Genomic DNA, 14,462 nt, shown 5'->3' with positions numbered 1-14,462 from the left:
TCGTTTTTGAAAAATCCTTTCTTGACATTCTTTGTGATTCAATATATCCTGGATTTTAAAATAAACCTATTGAGGAGCAAATCTCCATCAAATCCGTTTTACTTAAAGATTTGATTGCGAGAGATCAGCTGGAACTGACCACTGTAAAAGAAAATGCGGAAAATTTCAGGACCCAGGAGGATGGTTTTGACCAAATGATGCGAAGAAAAATCGGCGCCTACAAAAGAAAAGTCGATGTTAAAAACCACATATTAAAAGAACTTACAAACAATTGAACCATAATTGGTTGAGATTTAAAAAGAATTTATATTTTTGCACCCCGTTCAAGGGGACGTATAAACTTGTGTAGACTATGTATTGGACTTTAGAACTTGCCTCCTATTTGGAAGACGCTCCGTGGCCTGCCACTAAAGATGAGTTAATTGACTTTGCTATCCGTTCAGGGGCGCCGTTAGAGGTGGTAGAAAACCTTCAGGAGTTGGAAGATGATGGTGAACCTTATGAAAACATTGAGGAAATCTGGCCCGATTATCCAACCAAAGATGATTTCTTCTTTAACGAAGATGAATATTAAAAATCAACGTCTTCCTCAAAAGGAAGACGTTTTTTATTCCACCCCTCTCCAATGTTTTTTTGAATACCGGGTGGCTTTAACTTCTTAGATCCTCAAAGCTTTTCTGAGTTTTACCATGCCCGACTTGCTCACTGGCAGTTGGGTGCCATCCTTAAGGTATACCAGGTAATTTTCTTTTTGATAGGATTCTATTTTACTTATTTCCAGAATATTGGCCAAATAAGACCGGTGTACCCTGATAAACTCCAAGGGATCCAGCATTTTTTCAAGATCGCCCATGGTAGTTAATTTCAGGTAGTGTTTACCCTCTGAGAAAATTTTAACATAGTCGCCGTCTGCCGAAACATAGGCGATATCTTCTACCGAAATGATGTGGATTCTATTGCCTGTTTTGACCACCACACGGCGTAGATATTCTCCAGATAAGTGCTCTCTATTTAGCGCATTGGATTTTATGCTGGAATCGCTTGACTCATGGTTTTCATTCAACACTTTATCCAAAGCTTGTTTCAACCTTTCCTTAGAAAAGGGTTTCAACAAATAATCCAGGGCTTGCTGATCAAATGCCTTGATTGCGTAAGCATCATAAGCAGTGGTAAAGATGACTTTTGGGGGGTTTTCCAGAAATTCAAGCATTTCAAATCCATTTATTTTTGGCATTTGAATATCCAAAAACACCAGATCAGGCTGCATTTCAGTGATGGCTTTATGCCCTTCAAATCCATCATTGCAAACACCAACCACCTGAACAACAGGAAAATCCTCCAGGTAATCCTGCAGCAGGTTCTGTGCCAATGGTTCATCGTCTATAATCAGGCAGCGTATCATAAAAGAAAGGGGATTTTAAGTGTGGCAGAAAATTGCCCGTCCAAATGGCTGTAGGAAAGCAGGTCTTTCCTGCCGAAAATAAGGAACAACCTTCTTTCCAGGTTTTTTAGGCCAAATCCGGCACCAGTGGCTTTCCCCGGATTTTGTTCTGTCGGATTCTGAACCGTGAGTGCCAACATGTTTTCCCGTTTTGCCGCCTTTATTCGGATGGTAATTTGTCCGGTGGTGCCGTATAGCCCATGCTTCACCGCATTTTCCACCAAGGTCTGAATCAAAAGCGAGGGAAGTTTTACCTCAGTCAATTCAGTGGGGATTTCAATTTCGTAGCCCAAACGATGACCGAACCGAATTTTTTCCAAGGCAAGGTACTGTGAAATAACCTTAATTTCCTTTTCCAGGCTTTCCCATTTTTTTGGATCCTTATTCAGGTTTTCCCGATAGAAGTCGGCCAGGCCCTGAACCATTTCTCTGGCTCTCTCAGGATGCTTGCCCAAAAGCGCATTGATGGAATTCAAACTATTGAACAAAAAATGCGGCTGCATTTGCTGCCGCAGGTAATGTAACTCCGCATCTGTGGTCAGCTTCTGTCTCAACTCTCCCTGTTGCATCAGTTGAAAACTTTTGACGGTGGTCTTTCCTGACATTATTTGTAAAGCTACCAGGTGAAATAACAGCAAACCCACAGTAACCCGGATTGGAAGTGACACATCAAAAAAGGGTAAAAATTCCTGGTCCCCCAACAATTCCCCTTTCCAAACCAGCCTGCAAAGAAAAACCAGGGCCAGGCTAAACAAAAGCGAAAACATCAATGCCGGCCAGGTCCTGAATTTTCCAATCGGGTAGTAATACACCATCAGGTTCAACCCAAAAACTCCCAATCCAAAAGCCAGCATACACATAAGCCCGTCCTGAATGCCCCATACCCAATCCTGGTGCTGGAAAAAGGAACAAGAAAACACGCCCACAAAAACCATCAAAAGGAAGGATACATCGTCAAGCAACTCCCCGGTAATCCTGTATGATTTTCCTGTGGTATTCATTGTCAGGCATCTATCAGTAAGAGGAGATCTCTATGCCTCCAAAAATAACCGATCCTGTGATGAGCAATTTCTTCTCCGGATCCTGGGTAGCCTGGTGCAGGTACCGCTTGTCTTCTACTCCGGCTGCCAGATTGCTCACTCCCAACTGAACATCCCAGTGGGGCGGGACAATGAGCTTGACCCCTCCAAAAACTACCGAAACCTTCAATATAGCCTGCTCCTGGATATCGGCATGCATCAAATCTACATCTGTACCGCCAAAAACAGTGGTGATTTCACCACCTTTGAAATTTTTTGAAATCACCTTTCTCTTCAGGCCACAAAAAAGGGCTTCCACATTCAGGTAGTCGGAATTGTTCTTCATTTCTCCTTCAGTGGCCCCTCCTGTTCTCAACTTTTTTTCCCACTTGTCATAATTCCCTTCCCAATCCTTCCAGTTGATCGCCGGATTATTGTTCTTTTTGAAAATGATAAAAAGGCCAAGCACAATTAATCCTACCGGCAGCAGGTATGGTCCCAATTCATAGGGAAGAAATATTTTATCCCTCAACAGAAAAAAGCCACCTATAAGTAGCAGCACTACCGAACCTGTATTCTGGAACCCATTCTTATAGCCTGAATACAGGCCAATAGCGATCAATATCATGGGCCAGGTAAATAACCAGCCCGGGATGAATATTCCCGATTGCTTTAAAAGAAGCAAGGCACCAATGACTAAAATCAACAGCCCAAGGGCATGATTTCCGTTTCTTTTGTTTTTCATGGTATGTAATGTTGATTAATGGGTCGAATATACCGGCTGAAAATCGTTTTCTAAAGATCAATCCTGTAAAACCAAAGCAGGAATCGGTAAACAGCATGGTTTTCCCGTTAAACCAGTCACCGGGATTTATTAAGCAGGAAGTCAGCATACTCCAAATCTTCCGGCGTGGTCAGCTTAATGTTCTCCAGGTTACCTGAAATCAGGTGGACCTCCCAGCCCTGATTTTCATAAACTGTGGCGTCATCGGTAAAGAAATCCCTTTCGCCAACAGCAAATGCTGCTTTGATTTTTGCCAACTGAAAAGTCTGAGGCGTCTGGACCAAACGGTACTGCTGCCTGTTTCGAAATGAAGAATGGCCATCATCAAATACCTCTCTGATAGAATCCTTTAATGAAACGGCTGCCACCGCACTCCCTCTTTTTGCCGCCTCCACATAACTTTCGTGAATTACTTCCAAACTCACAAATGGCCTGACACCATCATGTATGGCTACCAGCCCCTCTGCGGAAGCAATGCTCTCAAGCCCATTACTCACACTTCCAAACCTGCTGGCTCCTCCTTTCACCAAGGTATGGGGAACGGAAAAATCATGGACCAAACACAAATCCCTCCAAAAGGAAAAATCCTTTTCGGGGAGGACCAGAAGTATTTCCATTTTCTCGTCATAGGCATGAAACCTATTTAAAGTATGCATCAGTACCGGTAAATCACCAATGATTTGGTATTGTTTGGGTACAATCCCTCCCATGCGTTTCCCTGAACCTCCTGCAACTATAATGGCATATTTAGAATCCTTATTTCCCATGGCTCAACTCACCAATAATTTGGAACAAACCAAAGCGGAAAGCACCTCCTGATGACCTGAATACTCGACTTTCATGTTCCTGTCAAAAGCCTCCACTTCCAGAACTTCTACTTTTACACCAAGGGCCAGCTCCTTGCTATTCAGGTATTTCAAAAACTCATCCGAGGTATGGCCCAGTGCTTTCAGTTCTACCTGCTCTCCAGGCTGGCAATCTGCCAGCGGTCGGTATTCCAGCACAGCAATCTGCCCGTTTTTGTTGGGAATAGGAGAACCATGCGGATCTCTCTGGGGATAGCCCAGCAATTCATCCATCCGGTCAAAAAATACCGGGGACTGAATATGCTCCAGCTGTTCAGCAATATCATGAACCTCCTCCCAGCCAAAGCCCATTTTTTCTACCAGGTACATTTCTGTCAACCGGTGTTTCCGGATTATCCTCGCTGCCATTTTCCGGCCTTTGTCCGTTATCTTTAGTGGTTTGTATTTTTGGTATTCCAGCAATCCCATACCTGCCAGTTTTTTTACCATGCTGTTGACGGAGGGCAGACTAACCTCCAAAGCCTGGGCAATGCCCGTGGTGTTTACCTCATCAGTGGATATGGCCTGATTAAAAATAACTTTTAAATAATTTTCTATGGACTGGCTGTTCATAAAATCAAATTTGAAAACAAATATAAAAAATAATTGAAATAAATTTGTTAGTCTATTCTAACTATTTAAATTTGTCAAAGCTAAACACCACTGAAAAGCCTTGTTTGGTAAATCAATAAGCCGAATTTTTCAGGCTTTGGATTTATCCTTACCAGGAAAATCGGAAATATATTCATCACGCTACCAAAAAATCAAGCGCATGTTGGACAAAATCATCGAATATTTGGGAAGCATTTCGCCTGTTAATGCTGCATTCATTGCCACTTTATTCACATGGCTTCTGACAGCTTTAGGTGCGGCCTTTGTCTTTTTTTTCAAACAAATGAATCGGCCTCTTTTAGATGCCATGTTGGGTTTTACAGGAGGGGTAATGATCGCTGCCAGCTTTTGGAGTTTACTTGCTCCGGCCATCAGCATGAGTGAAGGAGAGGGGTTCATTAAGGTATTCCCCGCTGCTATAGGATTCGTTGGGGGGTCTTTGTTTATATTTTTTCTCGACAAATTTCTTCCTCATCTCCATGTAAATTTTAAAAAAGCTGAAGGAATAAAAACTCCATGGCAGAAAACCACTCTCCTGGTTTTGGCCATTACCATGCACAATATCCCGGAAGGTTTGGCTGTAGGGGTTTTGTTTGGCGGCGCAGCCTCTGCTGTTTCAGAGGCCACTATCTCTGGCGCAGTAGTCCTGGCCTTGGGTATCGGACTTCAAAATTTACCGGAAGGCATTGCGGTGGCCGTTCCCCTTCGCCGCATGGGCATGAGCCGGAGAAAAAGTTTCTTTTTAGGTCAATCATCCGCTCTGGTAGAGCCAATTGCCGGGGTACTTGGCGCAGCAGCTATTACTATTTTCACACCTGTGCTCCCTTACGCGCTGGCCTTTGCGGCTGGAGCCATGATTTTTGTAGTCATCGAAGAAGTTATACCTGAAACACAGCAGGATGGGAATACCGATTTGGCTACGCTGGGCTTTGTTGGAGGCTTTACCATCATGATGATCCTGGATGTAGCCCTGGGCTAAAGGTTTTGACCTGTTGTTACCGCGTTTGATAAACTTCCGGATTGACCGGATAAGGAATTTCTTTTCCTTTTAGTCCGGCAATGATGTTTTCCACGGCACACCGGGTCATTTCATCCCTGGTCTCTTTAGTGGCCGAGCCAATGTGGGGAAAGACCACGGCATTATCCATGTCCAGCAATGGATTGTTTGCTGCCATGGGTTCTGGATTGGTCACGTCGATACCTGCTCCCCAAATGATCTTTTGGTCCAAAGCTGTTATCAATTCCTCCTCATTATGAACCCCTCCCCTTGCGGTGTTGATGAAAATGGCAGAGGATTTCATTTTTTTAAACTGATCCATGCCAAACATTCCCCTGGTCTCCTCAGTCAAAGCGGTATGGACAGATACCACATCGCTTTGCTCCAGCAATTCATCAAAGCCTACCTTTTTGGCACCATAGGCCTCTTCTGCCTTTTTATTGCTGCTGCGGTTGTGATAAAGTATTTTCATGCCCCAGGAACGGGTGCAAATTGCTGCAAGTTCGGCTCCTATCCTTCCCAATCCAACAATTCCCAGCGTTTTACCCGCCAAGTCAAAGCCCAACCCCTCGGTTGGTTTGGCAATACCCCATTCTCCCTTCTTAATTCTCTTGTGATGGTACAAAGCCCTCCTTGCCACTGTCAGCATGAGCAACAAGGCGGTTTCAGCGGTGGCTTTGTTCAGTACATTGGGTGTATTGCCCACTGGTATTCCTCTGGCGGTAGCCGCTTCTATATCCACACCATCGAAACCAACGGAATGAAGGGCCACTACCTTGAGGTGTTTACATTGCTCAAAAAAATCTGCATCCATACCAGACTGACCCGCACTTAAAAAAGCATCATGCCCCTTACAAAACTGAATGGCCTGCCCCCGGTCCAATATCGGCTTTTCCTTCCAGACGGTATAGGCGATTCCTGCTTCTTCCAGCATGCGGTAACCACGTTCCGGGATGATTTTATTGATAAATACTTTCATGGATTAAAATTAAGACACTTCTGTAAATCCGCAACCCAATCCTATATTCTACTGATTAAGAAGGGGTAAAACCTGTCAGGTTTCACTTACTCAAAGATTGTTGCTTGAATATCAACATCAACCTGACAGGTTTGCGGATTCTAGTTATTTTTAAATACCGACAAGAACCAAACTTCATGATTTTTATAAAACCCAAGCATGTGCCGGAATGAATTTTATTTCACGTATCTGAAATCAAAATCGGGATCAAAATCTTCCAAAAAGCCACCAATCAATCCTATCACGTTTTCGATATCCTTTTTGTTTGCCGTTTCAACTGTCGTATGCATGTATTTGATCGGAAGGGAGATCAAGGCGGAAGGAACACCTCCATTGGAATAAGCAAAAGCATCGGTATCCGTGCCGGTACTTCTTGATGAAGCGGATCTTTGGAAGGGAATGTCTCTGCTTGTGGCACTTGCTATGACCAGATCCAACAACTTTTTATGGACAGCTGCCCCACAAGTAAGTACAGGTCCATTACCAGCAGTGTAATCCCCGCTGGTAATTTTGTTGTACATCGGAGCGGTAGTGTCATGACAGACATCGGTGATGATGGCTACATTGGGCTTGATATTGGCAGCGATCATCTCTGCCCCACGCAAGCCGATTTCTTCCTGAACGGCATTCACAATATACAACCCAAAAGGTAGGGACACCTTGTCCTGCTTGATTTTGCGGGCCACTTCAGCAATCATGTAACCACCAATTCGGTTGTCCAACGCCCTGCCTGAATAATATTTATTGTTTAACTGGGTCAATTCATCTTTGAAAGTTACCACGCAACCCACATGGATGCCCATCTCCAACACTTCGTCTTTTGTTCTGGCGCCTACGTCTATGAAAATATTCTCCATTTTGGGAGTTTCTTCCTTGGCTTTATCCCTTACATGTATGGCTGGCCAGCCAAATACCCCGGGTACTATCCCTTTATCTGTATGAATATTAACCCGCATAGAAGGTGCTATCATATGGTCCGACCCACCATTTCTGGTTACATAGATGTATCCTTCAGGTGTAATGTAATTGACAAACCAGCTGATCTCATCTGCATGGGCTTCAATCACAACCTTGAATTTTGCATCAGGATTGATCACCCCAACAGCCGTACCATAAGCATCTGTAAAATAGTCATCCACAAAGGGGCGGACATAATCCAGCCATATTTGTTGCCCTGATGCTTCAAAGCCTGTTGGTGATGCATTGTTTAAATATTGATAAAGAAATTTTTCGTTAGTATTCATTGGTGATTTTTTTTGAATGCCTTGCATTTATCAAAGGCAGTTTTGCCTTCTTGTTGTTCTAAATGAATTAAAGGGTAAAAATACAGATTAGATGGGGTTAAAAAAACGTAACCGAAGATTTAGCCAAAATTAACCCATGCCTGAGTGCCAGGTGAAGCCTAAACTTATGTGCAATCCGGGATGCCTTTTGAGCCATCTCCTCTTTACAAAAAGCAGCACAATGCTATGAACATGCTCGTTTTTTGTACCTTGACATAACTAAAATCCACTACCGCCTTTCCCTTCATTCAAGCGTTATGGATACACTAGAGGGGTATGTTGCCGTGTTTTTTTCTGGGCAAATGATCTACCTTGTTTTCGAGCATTTTAAAACCTCTGATCAACTTAAAGCGGGTCAGGGAAGGCTGAATTACCTCATCGATAAATCCTCTTTCTGCCGCCAGGTAGGGATTGGCAAACTTCTCAGAATATTCCTGCACTTTTTCTTCCAGCTTTTTTTCGGGATTTTCTGCCTGAGCAATTTCATTTTTAAAAATTATGGCAGCTGCTCCTTTGGGACCCATGACCGCAATTTCGGCTGTGGGCCAGGCGAAATTCAAATCCGCCCCGATATGCTTGGAGTTCATCACATCATAGGCTCCTCCATAGGCTTTTCGAGTGATCACTGTGATCCTGGGAACGGTAGCCTCTGCAAATGCATAAAGCAGCTTGGCTCCATGACTGATAATACCGTTCCATTCCTGATCTGTACCCGGCAGGAAGCCAGGCACATCCACCAATACCAAAAGCGGGATATTAAAGCTATCACAAAATCTGACAAACCTGGCGGCTTTAACCGAGGCGTGTATATCCAGCACTCCGGCCAGTGCCGCAGGCTGGTTGGCCACGATACCAATAGACCTTCCAGCCAATCGGCCAAAACCAACCAGTATATTTTTGGCAAATTCCTCATGCACCTCCAAAAAACCACCTTCATCCAACAGGGCAGACAGCAGCTCATGCATGTCATAGGGTTGATTCGGCCTTTCTGGAATAATCTCATCCAAAATAGGGCGGGTTTCATCACCAGACTTGTAGTGGGCCAAAGGAAGCTCGTCCTCGCAATTTTGGGGTAAATAGCTGAGCAATTTGCGGACTTCCTGCAGGCATTGCCATTCATTCTGACAGGAAAAATGAGACACTCCACTCTTGGTAGCATGGGCGGTAGCTCCTCCCAGTTCTTCAGCACTTACATGTTCCTGGGTTACCGTTTTGACCACATTGGGTCCGGTCACAAACATGTAAGCGGAACTATTCACCATAAAAATAAAATCCGTAATAGCAGGAGAATACACTGCCCCTCCCGCACAGGGCCCCATTATCACTGAGATTTGAGGAATCACCCCGGAGGCTTTGGTATTCCGGTAAAACACATCAGCGTAACCTCCCAATGAGTTGACCCCTTCCTGTATCCTTGCACCGCCAGAATCATTTAACCCAATTACCGGGGCCCCATTTTTCATGGCCAAATCCATGATTTTGCAAATTTTCTCCGCATGCGTTTCCGAAAGAGATCCGCCAAATACAGTAAAGTCCTGAGAAAACACATACACCAGGCGCCCTTCAATGCTGCCATAGCCGGTCACCACGCCATCCCCCAAATACTGTTGCTGGTCCAGGCCAAAATCCCTGCTCCTGTGTACCACAAAGCGGTCCAGCTCTTCAAAAGAGTCCTCATCAAGTAACAAGAGTAGTCTTTCTCTGGCACTGAGCTTTCCTTTTTGATGCTGAGCCTGCATCCTTTGCTTTCCCCCTCCTCTCAGGGCAAGTTGGTTTTTGGCATCAAGCGTTTCAAACTTTCCCGGTGTGTGTTTTTTTTCCTCCATATCAACCAAATATAGTCAGTGGAGCTCAATTGGAAAAATATGGGCCTTTCTTATTTTGAAGCTCTTGCAGGTATGGATTTTAGGCATAAATAACTGTAATATTGGGACAAATAAGGGGATAGTGAAGATTCCACCCCCCTTTCTGGATTTAAAAAACCTTGCCTGTCCTACTTAATCAATAAACTTTATATATTCGCAGAAACTTTTGAAGACCAGGTTCATGAAAAATAAGGCTGCCGTAATAGACATGGGAACAAATACCTTCCATTTACTCATGGTGGCATTGGGTGAAAAAAGTTTTGAAACTTTATACAAAGAAAAAGTAGCCGTGAAGATCGGTCAGGGAGGCATCAGTCAAAACCTGATTTTACCGGATGCCCAAAAAAGGGCCCTTCATACCCTTCGGCACTTTAAGGAATTGCTCAAGGGAGAAAAAATTGACCAAATATTCGCTTTTGCGACCAGTGCGGTAAGAAACGCAGCCAATGGAAGGGCCTTTGTACAAGAGGTATGGGAACAAACCGGTATAGTTATTCAGGTAATTGATGGAGAAAGAGAAGCCGAACTCATCTATAAGGGTATCCGGATGAGCGGATGCCTGGACCATTCCAGTACCCTGATGATGGATATCGGGGGAGGTTCCGTAGAATTCATCATTGGAAACGAGGAGCAAATTTATTGGAAAGGTAGTTTTGAAATTGGAGGACAGCGTATGCTGGATCTTTTTCACTATCATGACCCCATCTTACCTGAAGAAATCGACAAGCTCAATCAATATTTGTTTCAACACCTGCAGCCCCTGATCAGGGCCATACAGCAATACAACCCACAGCAACTGGTAGGTGCCTCGGGCACCTTTGATACCCTGACGGATATTTACCTTGCCGGCATTCAGCAGCCCAAATCAAAAAACCAGCACAAGCACCTGCTTCCCATCCATTCTTTTCAGGAAATTGCCGCCAGACTCATTCACCTTACCAAAGATAAAAGGCTTGCCATTCCGGGGATGATCCCCATGCGCGTGGATATGATCGTGGTGGCCTCCTGCCTGATCCGCTTTATCCTCAACCATTTGGCTCCTCAGGATTTATTATGTTCTACCTATTCATTGAAAGAAGGCGTACTGGCTGAAATGAAAGAAAAAGTAGCTACCGGTAAGGACCTGACGGTTAACTCCTGGCAATAATCCGGAACAACGTTTCCCTTATTCTTTAACTTTTTGCACTTTTGTGCCATTGTTCCACCCTTTTCTCCTGCAAACATGCATTTTGACTTCAGCCAGTTAGAAAACTTCACCAAAAATATTTTAATAAAAATCGGTTGCTCCGAAAAGGATGCTTCCACAGCCGCAAAGGTTCTTTTGGCTGCCGACCTGAGGGGAGTAGATTCTCACGGCGTAGCACGGCTTTCGGGTTATGTGCGTTTATGGGAGGCCAACAGAATCAATGTCCGGCCCGATATCAGGATCACCCACGAAACCCCAAGCACCGCTGTAGTGGACGGGGATGGGGGCCTGGGCCTGGTTGTGGCCCCCTTTGCCATGAAAGTAGCGATGGAAAAGGCCAAAATAGCCGGCACGGGATGGGTGTCGGTAAAGCATTCCAACCACTATGGCATAGCGGGGATCCATGCCATGGAGGCTTTGAAACAAGACATGATCGGCATATCATTGACCAATGCCAGCCCTCTTGTCAGTCCCACCTTCTCCAGGGAAAGACTTTTGGGCACCAACCCCATTTCGGTCGCCATTCCGGCGGGAAATCAGCCTCCATTTGTTTTGGACATGGCCACCACTACCGCTGCCAATGGAAAACTTGAAATCCTGCAAAGAAAACAACAAGAGGCTCCCCTTGGCTGGATTCAGGACAAAGAAGGAAAGCCCAGCAGCAGTCCCATTGCCGTAAGGGAGGGCGGGGCTCTCTTGCCCCTGGGCGGAGACCGAGAGCATGGCTCCCATAAAGGCTATGGCCTGGGAGCGGTGGTGGATATATTTTCGGCGGTCCTGTCTGGTGCCAATTATGGCCCTTGGGTACCTCCTTTTGTGGCTTTCCTGGAGCCTCATCCCCATCCGGTAGGTGAAGGTCTGGGGCATTTCTTTGGGGCCATGCGGGTGGATGCCTTCAGACCTGCAGACGAATTCAAAAGCCATATGGACAATTGGATCAAAAGGTTCAGGGAAGCAGAACCGGTGGCTGGCCAGGAAAAAGTATTGATTCCGGGAGACCCGGAGCGGGAACTGGAAACAGAAAGAAGAAAGCAAGGTATACCTTTGCTGGAACCTGTTGTGGAAGACCTGAAAAATCTGGGCGATCGGTTAGGTGTTGATTGGGTACAAAAATGATCCGAAGTGTAAGGTTCCGGATATTTCTGAAAACCCTGGGTCCGGGCATTCTCTTTGCCAGTACCGCCATAGGGGTGTCCCATCTGGTACAAAGCACACGGGCGGGAGCAGAATATGGATTTGCCCTGGTGGGTTTTATCCTGGCGGCCAATCTTTTCAAATGGCCTTTTTTTGAGTTTGGCTCCCGTTATGCCACGGCTACCGGCCGGTCCCTGATCGATGGTTACCAAATTATCAGCCCCTGGTTTTCCAGGTTATACCTGGTCATTAACCTGCTTTCCATGTTTTTTGTCAATGCGGCCGTTACCTTTGTGGCTGCCGGATTTCTTCAAAACCTCTTTGCCATTGAGCTGCCTTCCGCCTTTTACTATGTTCCATCCCTGATCCTTTTGCTTTTTTCCTTTGGTTTTCTGGCTCTGGGAAGGTATTCCTTGCTGGATACCGGAATCAAAATCATCGGTTCATTCATGCTGATCAGTACCTTGCTGGCCTTTTTTATTGCTTTGCTCAAAGGACCACAAAATCCTGTCGTTTTTGAACCGTTTTCTGCCAGAATAGGTCTGGAATCATGGCCCTTTATCATTGCCCTGATGGGTTGGATGCCATCGGCCATTGACTCCTCCACCTGGAACAGCCTATGGACCATGGAGAGAAGCAAGCAAAGCGGCTACCAGCCTTCAGTAAAGGAATCGGTATTTGAATTCAATTTGGGTTTCTGGACTTCTGCCATGCTTTCCCTTTGTTTTGTGGTGTTGGGTGCTTACCTCTTGTACGGCAGCGACAACGGCCTCCCCGACAACAATGTGGGCTTTGCTTCCGGGGTGGTCAGCCTCTATGCCGCCCAATTGGGATCATGGACTTTTCTGATCATTGCAGCCGCCGGATTTACCATCATGTTGGGCACCTGCATCGGGGTCATGGATGGCTACGCCAGGTCCACGGCAAGGGTGATTTCCGTGATGCAGGGAAAGACCGAAAAGCCTGCTGCCTACCTTTGGTGGCTGGGCCTGATCACTTTGGGGGGATTTCTGGTCATCACCCTGTTTATGGATGCTTTTAACCAGCTGGTAAGCCTGGCCACCACCATCTCCTTTCTGATCGCACCGCTCATTGCCCTGCTAAATTACCGGCTGGTATTCAGCGAGCACCTGTCCAAAGCAGATCAACCCGGAACCGCCATGCGGCTGCTTTCTCAGGCAGGAATTGGATTTTTAGGGTTGTTTTCTTTGGTAATGATGTATTATTTGTGGTGGGGGTAAAAAATCGGGTAATTTTATCCGAACACCTGTTTCAGGAAAAAATATCCCGCCCCTAAAGGGCTCAGCTCAGATTCCAAAGCACAGGGTGAAGCCCTTTGATAGCATCCCCTACCGGAACCCAAGCCCTGTAGGGGCGAAACATGTTTGGTAATCCCCACTTCTGGTACAGCATCTAACACACAAACCTGAGTCCTGGAAGAGCAAAACTTTTATACATGGTGTGTTTCAGGTTCAAATTACAATAGGTGTTACGATAAAAAATGAATCCCTTATAAGATCACGCTCTCTCTGAAATATTTTGTCCTAGCAACAATAATAAAAGAGGGATGAAATATTTACCTACCCTCCTGGCCATTTTTCTTTAAGAAATCCTGAAGGTCCCTATTGGCACCGTAGAGTACCAATATATCGGTTTCTCCCAGGTTTTGATCAGGAGTAGCAATCCCTTGAATGCGCATTTCTTTGCGGCTTCTACCAAGCAGGCTTTTGACTTCCGTTTCTTTCATAATAGTAAGCACAAGCAAGTTATATTTCAACCTGAATCCTACTTCACGGATAGTTTTGCCAATGCAATCTTGCGGCACCTTGGCTTCAATAATGCTGAAATCATCACTCAGTTCAAAGGAGTCAACCACATTATTCAGGCACAATTTTTTTGCCCAGCGCTCAGCAGTCTCCTCTTCGGGATGCACGATCTCATCCACACCTATCGCCACCAACACTTTTTCATGGAGTGAATTGATCGCCCTGCTGATCAAGCGCTTTACCTGCATGTTTTTAAAAAGCGCGGTGGTCATGATATTGGAACCCTGGTCTTCTCCTATGGCGACAATAACTACATCTGTGTCATCCAGTGGCAATCCGGTAACGGCAAACTCCTCGGTGGCATCCATGCAGATGGTATGCGAGATTTTTTCTTTATATAAATCTACCTTTTCCATGCGGTTGTCAATGCCGATTACTTCATTGCCCTGTGCCGTGAGTTTTTGGGCCAGAGAGGCTCCAAAATTTCCCAATCCTGCGATAATAAACTTCAT

15 protein-coding genes are annotated in these 14,462 nt (G+C 45.3%); 6 read left to right on the top strand and 9 right to left on the bottom strand.

Annotated features, from left to right (window positions below; all coding sequences use genetic code 11):
• Positions 1 to 110: 110 nt before the first annotated feature.
• Together HUJ21_RS25045 and HUJ21_RS25040 are read left to right on the top strand one after the other, a co-directional pair.
• Positions 111 to 275, top strand: coding sequence for a hypothetical protein (locus tag HUJ21_RS25045; RefSeq protein ID WP_291373831.1), 165 nt, complete (start codon positions 111 to 113; stop codon positions 273 to 275).
• 77 nt (positions 276 to 352) lie between these two features.
• Positions 353 to 574, top strand: a complete 222-nt coding sequence (locus HUJ21_RS25040; protein WP_010855875.1) for a DUF2795 domain-containing protein — start codon at positions 353 to 355, stop codon at positions 572 to 574.
• An 84-nt stretch (positions 575 to 658) separates the two neighbouring features.
• Here the strand turns inward: HUJ21_RS25040 and HUJ21_RS25035 are convergent, their stop codons facing one another.
• The 5 genes from HUJ21_RS25035 to HUJ21_RS25015 all read right to left on the bottom strand — a co-directional run bounded on the left by HUJ21_RS25035 (position 659) and on the right by HUJ21_RS25015 (position 4,662).
• On the bottom strand, positions 659 to 1,402 hold the full coding sequence (locus HUJ21_RS25035; RefSeq protein WP_291373825.1) for a LytTR family transcriptional regulator DNA-binding domain-containing protein: 744 nt from the start codon (positions 1,400 to 1,402) through the stop codon (positions 659 to 661).
• Entirely contained in the window at positions 1,399 to 2,442 is a 1,044-nt protein-coding gene (locus HUJ21_RS25030) for a histidine kinase (RefSeq protein WP_291373824.1), read from the bottom strand. The genes HUJ21_RS25035 and HUJ21_RS25030 overlap by 4 nt, the downstream gene beginning before the upstream one ends.
• A gap of 13 nt (positions 2,443 to 2,455) precedes the next feature.
• Positions 2,456 to 3,205, bottom strand: coding sequence for a DUF5668 domain-containing protein (locus HUJ21_RS25025; RefSeq protein WP_291373823.1), 750 nt, complete (start codon positions 3,203 to 3,205; stop codon positions 2,456 to 2,458).
• Between the two features lie 116 nt (positions 3,206 to 3,321).
• Entirely contained in the window at positions 3,322 to 4,011 is a 690-nt protein-coding gene (locus tag HUJ21_RS25020; RefSeq protein ID WP_291373822.1) for a 2-C-methyl-D-erythritol 4-phosphate cytidylyltransferase, read from the bottom strand.
• Positions 4,012 to 4,014: 3 nt separating this feature from the next.
• Positions 4,015 to 4,662 carry a metal-dependent transcriptional regulator gene (locus HUJ21_RS25015; RefSeq protein WP_291373821.1) on the bottom strand — a complete coding sequence of 216 codons (648 nt, stop codon included), beginning with the start codon at positions 4,660 to 4,662 and terminating at the stop codon, positions 4,015 to 4,017.
• A gap of 199 nt (positions 4,663 to 4,861) precedes the next feature.
• Between HUJ21_RS25015 and HUJ21_RS25010 the strand changes: the two genes are divergently transcribed.
• A complete protein-coding gene (locus tag HUJ21_RS25010; protein WP_291373820.1) occupies positions 4,862 to 5,680 on the top strand; it encodes a ZIP family metal transporter in 819 nt (272 codons plus the stop codon).
• Positions 5,681 to 5,696: 16 nt separating this feature from the next.
• On the opposite strand, the gene HUJ21_RS25005 is transcribed toward HUJ21_RS25010, so the two are convergent.
• The 3 genes from HUJ21_RS25005 to HUJ21_RS24995 form a co-directional block, all read right to left on the bottom strand.
• The gene (locus HUJ21_RS25005; RefSeq protein WP_291373818.1) at positions 5,697 to 6,677 is read right to left on the bottom strand and encodes a D-glycerate dehydrogenase; all 981 of its coding nucleotides are present in this window, start codon (positions 6,675 to 6,677) and stop codon (positions 5,697 to 5,699) included.
• Between the two features lie 215 nt (positions 6,678 to 6,892).
• Positions 6,893 to 7,960 carry a M20/M25/M40 family metallo-hydrolase gene (locus HUJ21_RS25000; protein ID WP_291373816.1) on the bottom strand — a complete coding sequence of 356 codons (1,068 nt, stop codon included), beginning with the start codon at positions 7,958 to 7,960 and terminating at the stop codon, positions 6,893 to 6,895.
• Positions 7,961 to 8,265: 305 nt separating this feature from the next.
• Positions 8,266 to 9,825, bottom strand: a complete 1,560-nt coding sequence (locus HUJ21_RS24995) for an acyl-CoA carboxylase subunit beta (protein WP_291373815.1) — start codon at positions 9,823 to 9,825, stop codon at positions 8,266 to 8,268.
• Positions 9,826 to 10,045: 220 nt separating this feature from the next.
• On the opposite strand from HUJ21_RS24995, the gene HUJ21_RS24990 reads away from it, so the two are divergent.
• The 3 genes from HUJ21_RS24990 (at position 10,046) to HUJ21_RS24980 (ending at position 13,425) form a co-directional block, all read left to right on the top strand.
• On the top strand, positions 10,046 to 11,011 hold the full coding sequence (locus HUJ21_RS24990) for an exopolyphosphatase (RefSeq protein WP_291373814.1): 966 nt from the start codon (positions 10,046 to 10,048) through the stop codon (positions 11,009 to 11,011).
• A 75-nt stretch (positions 11,012 to 11,086) separates the two neighbouring features.
• Positions 11,087 to 12,166: an Ldh family oxidoreductase gene (locus HUJ21_RS24985; protein WP_291373813.1), complete on the top strand. Its 1,080-nt coding sequence runs from the start codon at positions 11,087 to 11,089 to the stop codon at positions 12,164 to 12,166.
• Positions 12,163 to 13,425: a divalent metal cation transporter gene (locus HUJ21_RS24980; protein ID WP_291373811.1), complete on the top strand. Its 1,263-nt coding sequence runs from the start codon at positions 12,163 to 12,165 to the stop codon at positions 13,423 to 13,425. Before HUJ21_RS24985 ends, HUJ21_RS24980 begins: the two co-directional genes overlap by 4 nt.
• 335 nt (positions 13,426 to 13,760) lie before the next feature.
• Here HUJ21_RS24980 and HUJ21_RS24975 read toward each other — a convergent pair whose 3' ends face one another.
• Positions 13,761 to 14,462, bottom strand: a complete 702-nt coding sequence (locus HUJ21_RS24975; RefSeq protein ID WP_291373809.1) for a TrkA family potassium uptake protein — start codon at positions 14,460 to 14,462, stop codon at positions 13,761 to 13,763.

The organism is Cyclobacterium sp. (assembly GCF_014762705.1).
Classification (GTDB): Bacteria; Bacteroidota; Bacteroidia; order Cytophagales; family Cyclobacteriaceae; genus Cyclobacterium.
This window is presented reverse-complemented; position numbering and strand designations above follow the sequence as displayed.

Bases quoted from the DNA above. Each gene is read 5' to 3' on its own strand.
- HUJ21_RS25040 (WP_010855875.1), top strand. From the start codon at position 353: ATGTATTGGACTTTAGAACTTGCCTCCTATTTGGAAGACGCTCCGTGG.
- HUJ21_RS25035 (WP_291373825.1), bottom strand. From the start codon at position 1,402: ATGATACGCTGCCTGATTATAGACGATGAACCATTGGCACAGAACCTG.
- HUJ21_RS25030 (WP_291373824.1), bottom strand. From the start codon at position 2,442: ATGAATACCACAGGAAAATCATACAGGATTACCGGGGAGTTGCTTGAC.
- HUJ21_RS25025 (WP_291373823.1), bottom strand. From the start codon at position 3,205: ATGAAAAACAAAAGAAACGGAAATCATGCCCTTGGGCTGTTGATTTTA.
- HUJ21_RS25020 (WP_291373822.1), bottom strand. From the start codon at position 4,011: ATGGGAAATAAGGATTCTAAATATGCCATTATAGTTGCAGGAGGTTCA.
- HUJ21_RS25015 (WP_291373821.1), bottom strand. From the start codon at position 4,662: ATGAACAGCCAGTCCATAGAAAATTATTTAAAAGTTATTTTTAATCAG.
- HUJ21_RS25010 (WP_291373820.1), top strand. From the start codon at position 4,862: ATGTTGGACAAAATCATCGAATATTTGGGAAGCATTTCGCCTGTTAAT.
- HUJ21_RS25005 (WP_291373818.1), bottom strand. From the start codon at position 6,677: ATGAAAGTATTTATCAATAAAATCATCCCGGAACGTGGTTACCGCATG.
- HUJ21_RS25000 (WP_291373816.1), bottom strand. From the start codon at position 7,960: ATGAATACTAACGAAAAATTTCTTTATCAATATTTAAACAATGCATCA.
- HUJ21_RS24995 (WP_291373815.1), bottom strand. From the start codon at position 9,825: ATGGAGGAAAAAAAACACACACCGGGAAAGTTTGAAACGCTTGATGCC.
- HUJ21_RS24990 (WP_291373814.1), top strand. From the start codon at position 10,046: ATGAAAAATAAGGCTGCCGTAATAGACATGGGAACAAATACCTTCCAT.
- HUJ21_RS24985 (WP_291373813.1), top strand. From the start codon at position 11,087: ATGCATTTTGACTTCAGCCAGTTAGAAAACTTCACCAAAAATATTTTA.
- HUJ21_RS24980 (WP_291373811.1), top strand. From the start codon at position 12,163: ATGATCCGAAGTGTAAGGTTCCGGATATTTCTGAAAACCCTGGGTCCG.
- HUJ21_RS24975 (WP_291373809.1), bottom strand. From the start codon at position 14,462: ATGAAGTTTATTATCGCAGGATTGGGAAATTTTGGAGCCTCTCTGGCC.